This is a genomic window from Flintibacter sp. SJQ-8 (assembly GCF_054108085.1).
On the sequence record NZ_JBPJWR010000011.1, the window covers coordinates 288394 to 303305 of the forward strand.

Consider the following 14912-nt stretch of genomic DNA (forward strand, 5'->3'; position numbering starts at 1 on the left):
TACCCATTGAAATGTTATCGGGTTTTGCAGCCAACATTTCAATGGAAACGCAAATCCAACAGAACAGGAGGTACACCACCATACAACTTGACATCATTCATACCGGCGATTGCCTTGAAATCCTGAAAGCCCTGCCCGATGACAGCGTTCATTGCTGTGTGACATCCCCGCCGTACTACGCGCTCCGCGATTACGGCATGGAAGCTCAGATCGGCAGAGAGACAACGCCGAAGGAATATATCTCGCGCCTGACGGAAGTGTTTACCGAAGTCAGGCGCGTTTTGCGTCCGGATGGAACGCTCTGGCTGAACATTTCGGACACCTACGCCGGAAAGGGCAATCAGGGTGATTTTATTGACCCGAAGAACCCCAACGGCAGAAACGGTCAGGCTGTGGCTCTCAACAACAAGGTTGAGGGCTGCAAGCCAAAGGACATGATTGGCATTCCGTGGATGCTTGCTTTTGCCCTCCGCGATACCGGCTGGTATCTGCGCAACGACATCATCTGGATGAAGGATAACCCCATGCCGGAGAGCGTGAAAGACCGCTGCGCCCGCTGCTATGAGCATATTTTCCTGTTCTCAAAGTCCAAGAAGTATTTCTTTGACTACAAGGCAATTTCCGAACCGATTGCCCCTGCAACGGCAGAACGCCTCAAGCGCGGCATGAAGGGCGGCAACAAATACGGAAAGCCCGTTCCCGGTCAGCCTCAGCCGCAGTCCATCAACCGCCCCCGTGAGCATGGCGAGATCAAGGATTGTGACATCAATCCGCTTCGCAACAAACGCGATGTCTGGAAGATCAACACCGTTCCCTTCAAGGGCGGTCACTACGCCGCCTACCCTCCGAAACTGGTTGAAACCTGTCTGCTTGCCGGTTGTCCCGAAGGCGGCATTGTGCTTGATCCCTTCATGGGGAGCGGCACAACCGGTATGGTTGCCTCACAGATGGGGCGTCATTTCGTCGGCATCGAGCTGAATCCGGCGTACACCGAGCTTGCCTACAAGCGGATCGGAGGTGAAATCTGATGCCCAAGGAACCGGAACTTAAAGCCCGTGACAAGGTAGTCGTGCGGATGACGCGGGAGGGCGCGGTCGAGGAAAACCTGACGGCTGGCACCGAGCAGCGTGTGTCAAAGCGGCTGGAAGATGCGGAGCTGGTGAAGCCCGGTGAGACAGTCGAGCCTTCCGAAGCTCTTTCCCCAGAGGAACAGAAAAAGGTGCAGATGCGCCGTCAGCAGCGTCAGTTTCAGGCGGAACACGCCGAGGATAACGACACACAGCCGCCCTCGGAAACGTCCGTCACAGAAGAGAAAAGGGCAGAAAATCCACCCCAGAATGTAACTGAACCGCTACCTTCGGAAACGCTGTTCAAGCCTCCTGTTTTGGAGCAGCACGGCGTTTCTTCTCATACCGGCACGGTGATTGCCGAAACGGTTGTCACGCACAAGCTGCGCAAGACCTCTGCGGTTGAAGCCGTTGACGCGGACGCTGTTCTCTCCCAAGCGGCGGAGACTGCCTCCGCAAAGCCTGTCTCGGACAGTACCGCCCCGCCCACGAAGCGGATGCAGAAGCTCGAAAGAAAATCTGAGAAGGCGCATGAGCGTCTGGATGCTGCCCGTGAAAAGCTGCCCACGCACAAGGTTCTCAAGAAAGAGCGTGTCTTTGATGAGGAAACCGGCAAGGGCAAAACCCGCCTTCATTTTGAGGATGAGCTAAAAAAACCCAAGGGCAAAGGGAAACTGCAATTTGAGGCGGATAAAACCGTCCGCAAGGTCGGTGACACCCTCGCTTCCGGCATTCACGGCAAAATCCATGAGGTCGAACAGGAAAACTCAGCGGTTGAGGGGGCGCACAAAACAGAGATTGTCGCAGAGACCGCCGCAAGGCATTTCAGTCATCACAGAGAAAAAAGCGTCAACAAGCCCTATGAGAAGGTTTCCAAGCTGGAACACAAGGCGGATGTAGCTGACGCCAAGCTCCAATATGAGAGAAATCAGCAGGAGCATCCTGAGATGAAGAAGCAGAACATGAACAAGCACTACCAGAAGCAGAACATCAAGAAGGAATATGCCGCCGCTCGAAATGCCGGTTCTCAGACTGCCGGGACTGCCACAAAGAATACCGGCAAGAAGCTCGGTGAGAAGGCGTCCGACAAGATCAAGGAGTTCTTTGAGAAGAACAAGAAGATATTTATCTGGATCGGCGTCGGAATTGCCCTTCTCGTGTTGCTCGGTGCCGGAATCAGCTCGTGTTCGATGCTCACCTCTACCGGTTCGTCGGTTATCGCTTCCTCTTATCTCAGCGAGGATGACGCGATGCTGGGCGCGGAGGCGCAGTATTGCCGGATGGAGCAAGAGCTGCAAAGCTATCTCAACACCTACGAAAGCACTCACAACTACGATGAATACCACTTCGATCTGGATGACATTGAGCATGACCCCTATGTGCTGATCTCCATTCTCTCGGCTCTCCATGAGGGCGAGTTCACGCTGGATGAGGTGCAGGGTACGCTCCAAATGCTGTTTGAAAAGCAGTACATCCTCACCGAAGAGGTCATCGTCGAAACCAGATACCGCACGGAGACCGACACATGGACGGACGCAGACGGCAACACGCACACGGAAACCTACCGCGTCCCGTATGACTACTACATCTGCAACGTGAAGCTCGAAAACTTCAATCTCTCCCACGTCCCGGTCTACATCATGTCTCAGGAACAGCTTTCCATGTACGCAACGTATATGTCGGTGCTGGGCAACCGCGAGGATCTGTTCGGTGACTCTCCCTATGTGGACAAGTACATCACAAATCCGCCCGCCGACTACGATGTCAACCCGGAATACCTGAACGATGAGAAGTTTGCGACGCTGATCACCGAGGCGGAAAAGTATCTCGGTTATCCGTATGTGTGGGGCGGCTCCAATCCCGACACGTCCTTTGACTGCTCCGGCTTCGTCAGCTATGTTCTCACGAACAGCGGGCTTGTGAACACCGGGCGGCTGGGCGCACAGGGACTTTATAACATCAGTACGCCGGTTTCAAAGGCGAATGCACAGCCCGGTGATCTCATCTTTTTCGTTGGGACGTATGACACCCCCGGCGTGTCTCACGTCGGCATTTACGTCGGTGATGGGGTCATGATCCACTGCGGCGATCCCATTCAGTACACATCCATCAACTCTTCCTATTGGCAGCAGCATTTCTACGCCTTCGGAAGACCCGCCTATTAAAAGAAAGGAGTTTTGCATGAATCCCAAGTATCAGAAAGTCCTCTCCGACATTGAGAAGGCTGAAAAGAAGAAGTCCGAAATCGAAGGTCAGCTCAAGGAGCTGTACGACAAGAAGACAGAGCTGGAAAACCTTGAAATCATCAATACCGTGCGCTCTATGGTGATGGACAAGGATCAGATCATGGCGTTCCTGTCTTCCATGAAGGGCGGCACCAAGCCCGCTGAAAATACGGAGGTAATCGACAATGCGTAAGAAGTTTCGTTTTCTGACCGTCCTTGCGGTCTGCGTCATGGTGCTGTCCTGCTTCTCGGTGACGGCGTTTGCCTATGCCGATGACACCGAACAGAACCTTCCCGTTACGGAGGCAACCCAGCCGGAACAGCAGCCCGCAGTCACTCCCGCCCCTGAAAAGCCGAAGGGTGAGCCGATTGACGATGAGGGCAACGCCCACACCCGCGACTTGCTCTATGACAAGGCAACCAACAAGCAGTTCATCACTGTCCAGACGAAGAACGGCAACACCTTCTTCATTGTCATCGACTACGATGCGCCCATCAACGAGGATGAGGAACAGTATCAGACGTACTTCCTGAACATGGTCGATGAGAGCGATCTGCTTGCGCTTTTGGATGAGGACACTGCGGCTGCGCTGACCACCTGTAACTGCAAAGAAAAATGCGCTGCCGGTCAGGTCAACACCGACTGCCCGGTCTGCAAGACCAACATGAGCGAATGCACCGGCACAGCCCCCGTTACGCCTGAGCCAGACAAGGATGCGGAAACCGATGTCCCCGCCCCTAAACCCGAAAAGAAATCCAACATCGGCATGATCCTCGTCATCTTCGTTCTTGCTGGTGCTGCGGGTGCAGCTTATTACTACATCAAGTTCGTCAAGGGCAGAAAGCCCAAGGATGAAGATATGGACTTCTTTGATGATGAAGGCTACGAAGAAGAGCCGTACATCAACGAGGATGATGAGCCGCAGATTGCGGAGGATGCTGAAACGGATGGTGATGAAGATTGATCTTAGTCATTGCTGAAAAGCCCAGCGTTGCCCAGTCCATCGCAAAGGTTCTGGGCGCAACGTCCCGAAAGGACGGCTATATGGAGGGCGGCAATTACATCGTTTCGTGGTGCTTCGGTCATTTGGTGGAGCTGGCAGACGCCAGCTCCTACGATGAGCGGTATGCCAAGTGGCGGTATGACGATCTGCCCATTGTTCCGGAAAACTGGATGTTCGAGGTCACAAAGGACAAATCCCAGCAGTTCAAGGTGCTGTCCACTCTCATGAAGGACAAGCGCGTCACCGAGCTGGTCTGCGCAACCGATGCAGGACGCGAGGGTGAGTTGATCTTCCGGCTGGTCTACAACAAAGCCGGATGCACCAAGCCCTTCAAGCGTCTGTGGATCAGCTCGTTGGAGGACTCCGCCATCCGCGAAGGCTTCAACCATCTCCGGGACGGCAAGGAATATGACCGTCTCTATGAAGCGGCACTCAGCCGCTCGAAGGCAGACTGGATTGTCGGTATCAACGGCACCCGCCTGTTCACCACGCTCTATTACAAGAAGCTGGTGGTCGGGCGCGTCCAGACGCCGACCCTTGCAATGCTGGTGGAGCGTGACGGGAAAATCTCCACGTTCCAGAAGGAGAAGTATTTCAACGTCCACGTCGGCAAGGGCGATCTGACCGTCGATCTGGAAAAGGTCAAAACCGAAGAGGAAGCAAAGAGAATTGCGGCGGCTTGCGAGAAAAAGCAAGCCGTCGTTTCTTCTCTCAAGCAGGAAACGAAGACCGTCAATCCTCCGAAGCTCTATGATCTGACCACCTTGCAGCGCGAGGCAAACCGATATTACGGCTTCACTGCCCAGCAGACACTCGATCTCGTTCAGACGCTCTACGAAAAGAAGCTCCTGACCTATCCGCGCACGGACAGTCAGTTCATCACGGATGATATGGAGGACACCGCTCGTCAGGTCATTTCTATCGTATGCCGCCAGCTTCCGCTTTTCTCCGGCGTTTCGATTACGCCGGACATTGCCCGCGTAACCGACAACAGCAAGGTCACGGATCACCACGCCATTCTCCCGACCGTCCAGCTTGAAAAGCAGGATGTTTCCGCTCTCCCTCAGTCGGAACAGAAAATCCTCAATCTTGTCGGGATGCGCCTTCTGTGTGCGACCGGCGAGAAGCACACCTACGCAGAAACGCAGATCACGCTTTCCTGCGAGGGCTATGCGTTCAAAACCAAGGACAAAACCGTCGTGCAAAACGGCTGGAAAGCCGTCGAAGAGCTGTTCAAGGCATCCCTCAAGACAAAGGAAAAGGACGATCCCGTGAAGTCCCTGCCCGAAGTCCACGAGGGCGATGTTCTGGATGGTGTGTCCGCCAGCGTCACCGAACACTTCACGACGCCCCCAAAGCAGTACACGGAAGACACGCTCCTGTCTGCAATGGAGACTGCCGGAAACGATCAGTTTGACGATGACACCGAGAAGAAAGGTCTCGGAACACCCGCGACCCGCGCCGGTATCATTGAAAAGCTGGTAAAGTCCGGCTTTGCAGAGCGCAAGGGTAAATCGCTCATTCCGACAAAGGACGGCTGTAACCTCGTCTGCGTCCTGCCGGAACAGATCAGCTCTCCCGCAATGACGGCGGAATGGGAAAACACGCTCATGGAGATTGAGCGCGGCAAGGCAGATGCGGACGCTTTCCTCAGCGGCATTGTCCGAATGACCGGCGATTTGGTAAAAGCCTATCCGTTCCTCTCCGATGCCGAAGCCCAGCGTTTCGGTACGGGCAAGGAGGAAATCGGCAAGTGTCCCCGCTGCGGATCTCCTGTCTATGTCGGCAAGGGTAACTTTTACTGCTCAAACAGGGAATGCTCCTTCTGCCTGTGGGAAGACAACAAGTTCTTTTCCAGCAAGAAAAAGAAGCTGACCAAGAGGATTGCAAAGGAGCTGCTGGACAAGGGCTGGTGTCGAGTGACCGGGCTTTACACGCCTAAGAAGCCCCAGCTCTACGATGCGGTGATCCGGCTGGATGACAGCGGCGGCAAATACATCAGCTTCAAGATGGAGTTCGACCGATGAGCCGCCCGAAATATGTTGCCTCTTGCAGCGGAGGCAAAGACAGTGTAGCGACGCTCCTGCTGGCTGTACAGCACAAGGAACCGCTGGACGAAGCGGTTTTCAGTGAGGTCATGTTTGATCAGAACACAAGCGGTGAAGTCCCGGAACACCGGGACTTCATCTATGACCGGCTCAAGCCCTTCTGCGAAAAGGAGCTGGGCATCAAGTTCACCATTCTTCATGCCGACAAGACCTACGATGACGTATTTCATCACATTATCACCCGTGGACCGCACAAGGGCGAGGTTCGCGGTTTTGCGTGGGCCGGGATGTGCGCGGTCAATCGGGACTGCAAAATCCCGCCCGTCCGAAAGTACAATGCCGCGCTTTCTCCGGACACCGTGAGCTATGTCGGCATCGCGGGAGGATGAACCCAAACGCCTTGCGCGTCTGGACGGCGTGAAGAAGGTCAGTCTGCTTGCCAAATACGGCATGACAGAGGCGGACGCCTACAAGCTCTGTCAGGAACACGGGCTGCTTTCCCCAATCTACACTTACTGCCGGAGAAACGGCTGCTGGTTCTGTCCCAATGCAAGCGACGAAGAGCTGCTGCACATGATTACAAAACACCCGGAGATGTTTGACAGACTGATTGAATGGGAGAAGGAGGATAACATCTTTCATCGTCGGCTGACTCGCAGAGAAACCCCGTCTGAGGTAAAGGCTCGTTTATTGAGCAAATCTCAGACGGGGGTTTCTTCTCCCCGAAACAAATCCGAAATGGAGGTTTGAAATGGCTGAAAGCAAAAATGCACAGCAAGTCCGCGAAATCACGGACAAGCTGGAACAGGGCATCAAGGAGCTTTTTGAATCCGAGCGGTTCAAAGAATATCTCCGCACGATGTCCAAGTTCTACAACTATTCCTTCAACAACACGCTGCTCATTGCGATGCAGAAGCCGGAGGCAACCTATGTTGCCGGTTATACCTCGTGGCAGCGCAACTTTGACCGTCAGGTCATGAAGGGCGAAAAGGGCATCAAGATTCTTGCACCCGCGCCGTACAAGGCGCAGGAAGAGCGTGAGAAGATTGATCCTTTGACGCAGAAGCCGGTGATCGGCGCAGATGGGAAGGCTGTCACGGAAACGGTTGAGGTCCTGCGTCCTGCCTTCAAGGTGGTAAGTGTCTTTGATGTTTCCCAGACGGACGGCAAAGAGCTTCCGGACATTATCGTCGATGAGCTGAAAGGCACCGTCGAAAACTACGAGGCGTTCTTCGACGCGCTCAGGCAGGAATCTCCCGTCCCTATTTCCTTTGAGGACATTCCGGGCGGCGCGAAGGGATTCTTCTCTCCGGTTGAAAGCCGCATTGCCATTCAGGAAAGCATGAGCGAAATCCAGACGGTCAAAACCGCCATTCACGAGATCGCTCACGCAAAGCTCCACGCCGTCAAGCCGGATGAGAAAACCGCCCCCGAAGAAAAGAAGGATCGTCATACCAAGGAGGTTGAGGCAGAAAGCGTAGCCTACACTGTCTGTCAACGGTACGGCATTGAAACCTCGGACTACTCCTTCGGCTACATCGTCGGTTGGTCTTCCGGCAAGGAAACCAAAGAACTGAAAAGCTCTCTGGACACCATCCGCAAGACGGCGGCTGAAATGATCGAGGGCATTGACGCCAAGCTCAAGGTGCTGCTGGCAGAGAAAGCGCAGTCCGCAGAGATGGAAGTCGAAGCTCCCGTAAAGGAAGCTGTTCTGGAGGAAAAGCCGGGAGTCTCCATTTACCGCGAGACGGCGAATTATGCCTATGAAGCCGGTGAGCTGGAGTCATATCGTGCTTCTCTCGCTGCAAACGTGGAATGCCGCCGTGCGATTGAGGCGGCAATCAGTTCTAACTACGGAGACAACCGGCTGGATGCGGATGCTGCCGTGAAAAGCGTCCTTGAGCAGTTCTCTCCGGAGCGCGTCCGGTATGTCCTCGCAAACACCATTCAGCAGAAAGACTTTGACGGGCGCATTCCCCAGCCCCTCAAGGAGTGGGCGAAGAGCGTTGAGGTCTGTCCGGAGAATGCCTCCCGCTTCCTTGTGGATAAACCCAATCCCGGACTGACCGCACTTTTCGTCGATGCGTTCCGCCAGCAGAACGAAGCTCAAAAGGAAGTCACTTCTGAGAAAACAACGGAAAGAGACCCGGAGGTCGTTGCGTGGGAGAACGATGAGATTGCCTCTATTGAGGTAAAAACCGTGGAGGTCAAATCTCCCGTTGCCCCCATGTCGGAGGAAACAGCGCAAGCACCGAAGGCACACCGACTGACTGCTGAAGAGAAGGAAATCAAAGCTGCGGTCATGGACACGCTCAAGGGGCAGATTGCCTATAACAACGACGGTATGAGGGCTTCCTACCGCGCCTCTAACCACTCCTTCAATCTGCTGGCACGGAACGGCGTCAGGATTGAGGGCAACACAGTCACGCAGAACGGTGAGCCGCTGTTCAAAATCCATCGCCGTCATGCGGCGCGGAAAACACAGGGCTGTTACCGTGAGCTGATGCCGACGCTGGAATACGTCAAGCAGGAGCAGAAGCAGGAAAAGCCCTCCATCCGCGATCAGCTCAAAGCTGCCGCAAAACAGCAGCCGGAAAAGAAGTCTCCGGTCAAATCCAAAACACACGACATGGAGTTGTGAGAAAGGAGAGGCATGAAGAAATACACAGACGTTGACATTGTTGCGGAGCTGCAGAAGCTCGTGGACAGTCATGTAGACAGCTACAAGGAAGACTTCGACATCGACAAGCGCATCATCCGCCGCGCTGCCGAAAGCCCGAATCCAGAAAACAAAACGCTGATGTGGTTCTGCCGTCCGCACGGGACGCACTGCCTCAATGAAAATCAGGTCTTTATTCAGGGAACACGAGATCACAACACCTTCCGTTTCTATGCGGAACAGACCTACGACGAGTGCATTGCCCGCGTCATTGTCCCGAAAACCGTCAAGCGCGGCAAGGTGTTCGGGGACGTCTTTGAGATCAACTACCGGGAACAGGCGGCAAATGTGGCGCAGAACTCGATTGCGCCGGATCATGACCGGCTGACCTTCGCAGACGGCTATGTGCTGGACGCACCCTGCCGCAGCAGCTTCGATGCAGCAATGTCTCTGGTCGGTGAGCATGGCGGCGTCAAAACCTACCAGACGCTCCCGAAGGACGCGGATGCTCTGGTGGAAGTGCTGTCTAAGCAGAAAAGCCGCCGTGACAGACTGCCGGAGGCGGAGAGGACAGAGGTGCTTTCGCCGCTCCCCATCGCAGAACTCCGCAAATATGAGGCAGTCAAAAAGGCTCATCCGGACGCGCTGGTCTGCTTTGCTCAGAACGGCTATTTTGAGCTGTACGGCAAGGACGCAAAGAAAGCCGCGTCGCTTCTCGGCACAAAACTCCTTGAAAAGAAAGTGCGCGGCAAGCCTTCCGTGCCGGTTACTGGTTTCCGTGAAAGCGCATGGGTAGCCGGTTCTCATAAGCTCTGGAAGTCCGGCATGGATGTCTTTCTCAGCAAGGACGGCGAGACCTTCAAGGAACTCAAAGCCGCAGATTACATTCCTGTCGGCGCAACGCTGAATGTGGATGGGATCAAGTGCAGAATCGACGCGGTTGATTTTGTCGCTGATGAAGTCCGGCTGACCAACATCGAGGACAAGAACCGCCCCATCCGCTTTTCTGAGAGCATCCAGTATGTCCGCGCCTATGTGGAGGATGCCGGAACTGCCATCTACGACACCATCCCGAAGAAGCCCGCTGCCCGTGAATCCATCCGTGACAAACTGAAATCCGCACAGAAGGCACAGCCGACCCACACGCCGAAACCGCAGAAATCGAAAGGAAAGGATATGGTACTCTGATATGAAAAACTTTACCGTAGAAGAACTCAACCTGATGTGCTGCTTCAACACGTCCAGCCGGAAGCGGCTGATCGACGATATGAAGAGCGTCACCCTGAACGACATGGACGGTGAGATTGCGGAGCTGATGTATAAGACCGTCCGGAAGCTCGAAGCCATGACCGACGCGGAGTTTGAGGAACTGTATATCATGCCGGACGGCATGATGGATGACTGAAAGGAGGATGCCTATGCCCGTATTAGACGGTAATTTTGAAGCCTTCGTCACAAACCTTGGCAAGTACAACGAGGGTATGCTGATCGGTGAGTGGGTGAAGCTGCCCACCACCGAAGAAGAGATGCAGAAGGTTTTTGAGCGTATCGGGATCGGCAAGCAGGATGAGTTCGGTCAGCCCTATGAAGAGTGGTTTATTACCGACTACGAATGCCCGATCTACGGCGTCCAGAAGATGCTTGGCGAGTACGAGAGCCTTGATAAGCTCAACTACCTCGCCGCCTTGATTGACGAGCTTTCCCTGAGCGATCAGGAAAAGCTCGTTGCCATTATGGAGGCTGGCTGCAATGAGGTCAGCGACATCGACGATCTCATCAACCTGACGTTCAATCTGGACTGCTACGACATCATGCCCGGTATCAACGACGAATATGACCTCGGCTATTACTATGCCAACGAAGCCGGTATCTACTCCGAAAAGGATCTCGGTCCTCTGGCAGACTACATCGACTATGAACGCTATGGTCACGACATCGCTTATGATGAACAGGGACGCTTCACCGATGAAGGCTATGTCCGCGTCGCAAGCGAACGCTGGGACAGACAGTTTAACGGTGAGCTGGACGATATTCCCGACGAATACCGGATCACCGGCTCAGGGGAAGACGCAGAGCGTGACAGCACCATCGCCGTTCTCGTCGTTGAGCCGGGAAAGGAGCCTTATGTGAAGGAGATTGACTCGGATCTCAAGTCCTTGCAGCATGAGGTCGGCGGCTGCATCGAGGCAATTTATCCCTACGAAGACCCGGTTGCCTTAGTCTGCAACGAGGAAGGCAAGCTGGAAGGTCTGCCCCTGAACCGCGCTCTGCGTGATGAGGACGGTGACATCTACGACGTTGTTGCCGGAACATTCATGGTAGTTGGCTTGACGGATGACAGCTTCGGCTCTCTGACCGTAGAGCAGATGCAGAAGTTCTCTGACCACTTCAAGGTGCCGGAGCAGTTTGCAAAGCTGGGCGATAAGATTGTTGCGATCCCCATGATCTCGAAGGAGCAGCAGAAGCAGGAAGCTACCGAGCAGAAGGATTTTGAGATGAATGCCGATACCTCCGGTCTGACGGTTGCCGGACACATCGGGACGTGGCACACCATTAACCAGCACGAGGTCGGCGGTCACAGCTTTTATCTGATGGAGCATGACACCTACGGCGATGAGGCGGCTTGCATCATCGTCGATGAGCGCGGCAAGCTCGTCCTTGATGATGTCTACAACGGCTTTGACGATGACACGCTCCGCCTTCTCGACCTTGAGGTCAAGGAAGTGCCGGAAATGCCCGATCCCGCGCTCTCCGTTCAGGATATGAAGGACTACGGCTACGCATGGGCTGGTGTTCTTCCCGCCGGTCAGGAGGCGGCTGAAAAGGCACTCGAAAAGGGCTGTGAGGTTTACCGGCTCTATTCGGATAACACCGAAGGCTTATGTGTGGATGCCAAGGAAATTGCCGACCATGCTGCAAAGGGCGGGATGCTCGGCATCAGTAAGGAAAGCTGGATGGCGGCACTTGAGAGGGAAAACTATCTCAAGTCGGCTGAGATGGCAATGGAGGATGATTACGGCATGATTGACGGGATCATCAACAACGGTCCGAAGGAGGATAAAATCCCGGAACGAAGCGAGAAGTCATCTATCATGGATCGGCTCAAGTCCGCAAAAGCAGATCATCCTCCAAAGGAATGCCCTCCTAAGCAAAAGCACAAAGGAGAGATAGACCTGTGAGCAAGAGTCAGAAGTGGAAGTTAGAATGGAGCTTCTATCTCGATACAGACGGGCGGCGCAAATACAATGATTTGTGCCGCCGCTGCATCCATTCCTGCAAGCAAAGTTTCAGGGCTGAAATCGTCAGATGTCCATGCTACATTTCCAAACGCAGCAGAGTAGACAGATAAGCCCGTTTTGTGTTGTGAAAAGGGTTGAAATTCAAGGATTTCTCGTCCTATAAACAGCACAGAGAAGTTGCCCTGTATGTTTTCCTATCTAAGTGTTCCCAACCGAAAGTGTAGGAATAAAGGTCGATTTTCTACCTTCCTTTGAAGGCAACAAAGTAGCACAAAGAGCCTCTGTCGATGCCCAGTCGGGTGTCGGCAGAGGCTCTTTTTTTGTGTCTTTTCCTTGAATTTTACCGTAAAATCATTTGTTAATCCATAGTGCCACTATTAGCGTTTCTGTATCACTGTGGTTCTAATCCATATAATATTCATGAGCGATTTAGAAAAGGAACAGGTAAACGCCCATGATTGATAAACGAATAGGAAAGCGCGTTAAGCAAGCCCGTGAGCGTCTTGGTATTACACAAGAGGATCTTGCAGAAAAGACCGGCTTAACCACAAATTATATTTCCACCGTCGAGAGAGGGATGTCATTTCCGCGTTGCGAGAAGCTGATTATTTTGCTCAATGGCTTGGAGACATCCGCTGATTCAATTTTCTGCGATGTCTTAGAGCATAGTGGAGAGGCAAAAGCCTCAGAACTCTCAAAGAAAATTGCTGATCTTCCTCCCGAAGCGCAAAAGCGCATTTTGCAAATGGTTGAGTTGATGATCCAGCAAGAGAAGGATAACATGAAGTAAGCTCATTGAAGGCTGCGTGATTTTTCACGCAGTTTTTTCTTTTGTCGACTTATTTCTACAAATTTCTTGATTTTCTATGTTATAATCTATGTATAAGCGATTTAGAAAACACACGCTAATACATATAAGGAGATCAAGAATATGAAAAGTTGCGCCTTCACCGGACACCGACCTCAAAATTTACCCTTTGGCTTTCGTGAGGATGATGAACGCTGCACTACGCTCAAAAAAATCCTAAAAGAACAAATTGTTTCTCTGATTACAGATGAAAGTGTCACTCACTTTATCTCCGGCATGGCTCTCGGCGTTGATATGTATGCCGCCGAGATAGTGCTGGAACTGAAGAAGACTTATCCTGACATTACGCTTGAGAGTGCTATACCGTGCGAAACACAGGCAGCTAAGTGGAATGCAGCAATGCGCGAAAGGTACTATGGCATTGCTGCTCAATGTGATAAGGAAACGCTTCTTCAAACGCACTATACTCCTGACTGCATGGACAAGCGCAATCGGTACATGGTAGATCATGCTGATTACATCATTGCAGTATGGGACGGCAAGCCCAGCGGTACAGGTAAGACAGTTATGTACGCCCAAAGCAAGGGGAAGGTAATCATCAAAGTCAATCCGGCAACACTCACAGTTGACCGGTTGTAAACGCCAAAAAAACGCCTCCGCAATTCAATCCTTGCTTAAATCGCAAAAATCTTTTCTAAAATACAAACGCAGTACACGATTCCGCGATTGTGGAATCCGTGTACTGCGTTCATTTTTTTGTGCAGCTTTTCACGGCTCAAGAAGAAGTCACTCTGTTTCGGAAAGTCGAATAGTGCCTCCTATGAACAGCACATCGAGTCAATGAATTTGAATCGCTGGAAACGGTTATTCGTTTCTGCTACACTGTAAAAGCAGAGTCAGAACTGAATAAGATTACAGTAGATCGTTCAGTAAATTCATACACTTGACCTTCTGTTGGAGGTTTGCACTTCCGTAGACATTCAGTGTGAAGGACACATTCTTATGACCGAGGATTTCAGAGAGCGACTTAATATCAAACTCCGGTATCTCAATCGCCCTGACTGCGAATGTGTGTCGGATCTCATGGAACTTCACCTTCTCTAATCCGTTCCGTTTCAGGAAACGGGTGAAGAACTGCCGATAAGTACGAGGCTCTGTCGGCTTTGTTTTGCCGGTCAAGAAGTAGTGGTTAGGGTTATCCGTGTAGAACTTCTTGATAATGTTCATCAGAAGAGACGGAACAGGGATCGTCCTTGCAGAAGTTTTCGTTTTGGGCGGTCCGATGTGAAGATAAGACTCGCCCTTCTTTTTGTCATAGATGCGCTGGACAGTCTTATTGATGCTGATGGTCTTATCCGTCAATGAGATGTCCTTCATCTGTAATCCGCAGAGTTCTCCAATGCGCACTCCGGTAAAAAGTGCAATTAGAATGCCAGCGGTCTTCCTGTTCAAGTTCATGTAGATGCACTGAATCAGCGCTTGCTCCTGATCTTTTGAGAGAGAAACAACCTTCTTAATGCCAAGTTCCTTCGGGTACTCGATGAGATCCCAGTTCAGCAGCGGAATCGCCCTTTCTTTGTACGCAAACTCCATTGAAAGTCTGAGAACAAGGATCACATCCCGGATAGTCTTTACCGTTAGCCCTCCGGTCTTGTCCAACCTACCGGCATCATGGAGATACGAAATGTAGCTCTGGATGTCCGTTTCGGTGATGCTGCCGATCTTACGCTTTCCGAAGTATGGAATAAGATGATTTTCGGCAATCAGCGTAAAGCTGGCATGGGTTGACGGCGTGATCATTGGCTGCTTTTGATTTAGCCAAGTGTTCACAAGCGTCTTGAATTGTGTATTGTTAGTCATAT

Annotated in this window: 12 protein-coding genes and 1 pseudogene; 12 read left to right on the top strand and 1 reads right to left on the bottom strand. The window is 52.5% G+C overall.

The window, feature by feature from the left end:
• The first annotated feature begins 41 nt into the window (after positions 1 to 41).
• From ACSAMP_RS09670 to ACSAMP_RS09725, 12 genes and pseudogenes are all read left to right on the top strand, one after another.
• On the top strand, positions 42 to 1028 hold the full coding sequence (locus ACSAMP_RS09670; protein WP_457800328.1) for a DNA-methyltransferase: 987 nt from the start codon (positions 42 to 44) through the stop codon (positions 1026 to 1028).
• The gene (locus tag ACSAMP_RS09675; protein ID WP_457800329.1) at positions 1028 to 3232 is read left to right on the top strand and encodes a C40 family peptidase; all 2205 of its coding nucleotides are present in this window, start codon (positions 1028 to 1030) and stop codon (positions 3230 to 3232) included. Before ACSAMP_RS09670 ends, ACSAMP_RS09675 begins: the two co-directional genes overlap by 1 nt.
• A gap of 16 nt (positions 3233 to 3248) precedes the next feature.
• On the top strand, positions 3249 to 3485 hold the full coding sequence (locus ACSAMP_RS09680) for a DUF4315 family protein (RefSeq protein ID WP_006573549.1): 237 nt from the start codon (positions 3249 to 3251) through the stop codon (positions 3483 to 3485).
• Positions 3478 to 4257 carry a DUF4366 domain-containing protein gene (locus tag ACSAMP_RS09685; RefSeq protein WP_457800330.1) on the top strand — a complete coding sequence of 260 codons (780 nt, stop codon included), beginning with the start codon at positions 3478 to 3480 and terminating at the stop codon, positions 4255 to 4257. The genes ACSAMP_RS09680 and ACSAMP_RS09685 overlap by 8 nt, the downstream gene beginning before the upstream one ends.
• A complete protein-coding gene (locus ACSAMP_RS09690) occupies positions 4254 to 6323 on the top strand; it encodes a DNA topoisomerase 3 (RefSeq protein ID WP_457800331.1) in 2070 nt (689 codons plus the stop codon). The genes ACSAMP_RS09685 and ACSAMP_RS09690 overlap by 4 nt, the downstream gene beginning before the upstream one ends.
• A pseudogene (locus tag ACSAMP_RS09695) lies at positions 6320 to 7094 on the top strand (phosphoadenosine phosphosulfate reductase). Before ACSAMP_RS09690 ends, ACSAMP_RS09695 begins: the two are co-directional and overlap by 4 nt.
• Before the next feature lies 1 nt (position 7095).
• Positions 7096 to 8985, top strand: coding sequence for a DUF3849 domain-containing protein (locus tag ACSAMP_RS09700; protein ID WP_457800332.1), 1890 nt, complete (start codon positions 7096 to 7098; stop codon positions 8983 to 8985).
• Between the two features lie 12 nt (positions 8986 to 8997).
• Positions 8998 to 10191, top strand: coding sequence for a MutS N-terminal domain-containing protein (locus tag ACSAMP_RS09705; protein ID WP_457800333.1), 1194 nt, complete (start codon positions 8998 to 9000; stop codon positions 10189 to 10191).
• A gap of 1 nt (position 10192) precedes the next feature.
• Positions 10193 to 10408 (top strand): transposon-transfer assisting family protein, encoded by a 216-nt coding sequence (locus tag ACSAMP_RS09710; protein WP_457800334.1) that lies wholly within the window; start codon positions 10193 to 10195, stop codon positions 10406 to 10408.
• A gap of 13 nt (positions 10409 to 10421) precedes the next feature.
• Positions 10422 to 12182 (top strand): antirestriction protein ArdA, encoded by a 1761-nt coding sequence (locus ACSAMP_RS09715; protein ID WP_457800335.1) that lies wholly within the window; start codon positions 10422 to 10424, stop codon positions 12180 to 12182.
• Between the two features lie 514 nt (positions 12183 to 12696).
• A complete protein-coding gene (locus tag ACSAMP_RS09720; protein ID WP_071699556.1) occupies positions 12697 to 13032 on the top strand; it encodes a helix-turn-helix domain-containing protein in 336 nt (111 codons plus the stop codon).
• 141 nt (positions 13033 to 13173) lie between these two features.
• Complete coding sequence (locus ACSAMP_RS09725) at positions 13174 to 13689, top strand: SLOG family protein (protein ID WP_177713638.1); 516 nt, start codon at positions 13174 to 13176, stop codon at positions 13687 to 13689.
• Between the two features lie 273 nt (positions 13690 to 13962).
• Here the strand turns inward: ACSAMP_RS09725 and ACSAMP_RS09730 are convergent, their stop codons facing one another.
• Positions 13963 to 14910 (bottom strand): site-specific integrase, encoded by a 948-nt coding sequence (locus ACSAMP_RS09730; protein ID WP_117452833.1) that lies wholly within the window; start codon positions 14908 to 14910, stop codon positions 13963 to 13965.
• Positions 14911 to 14912: the final 2 nt, after the last annotated feature.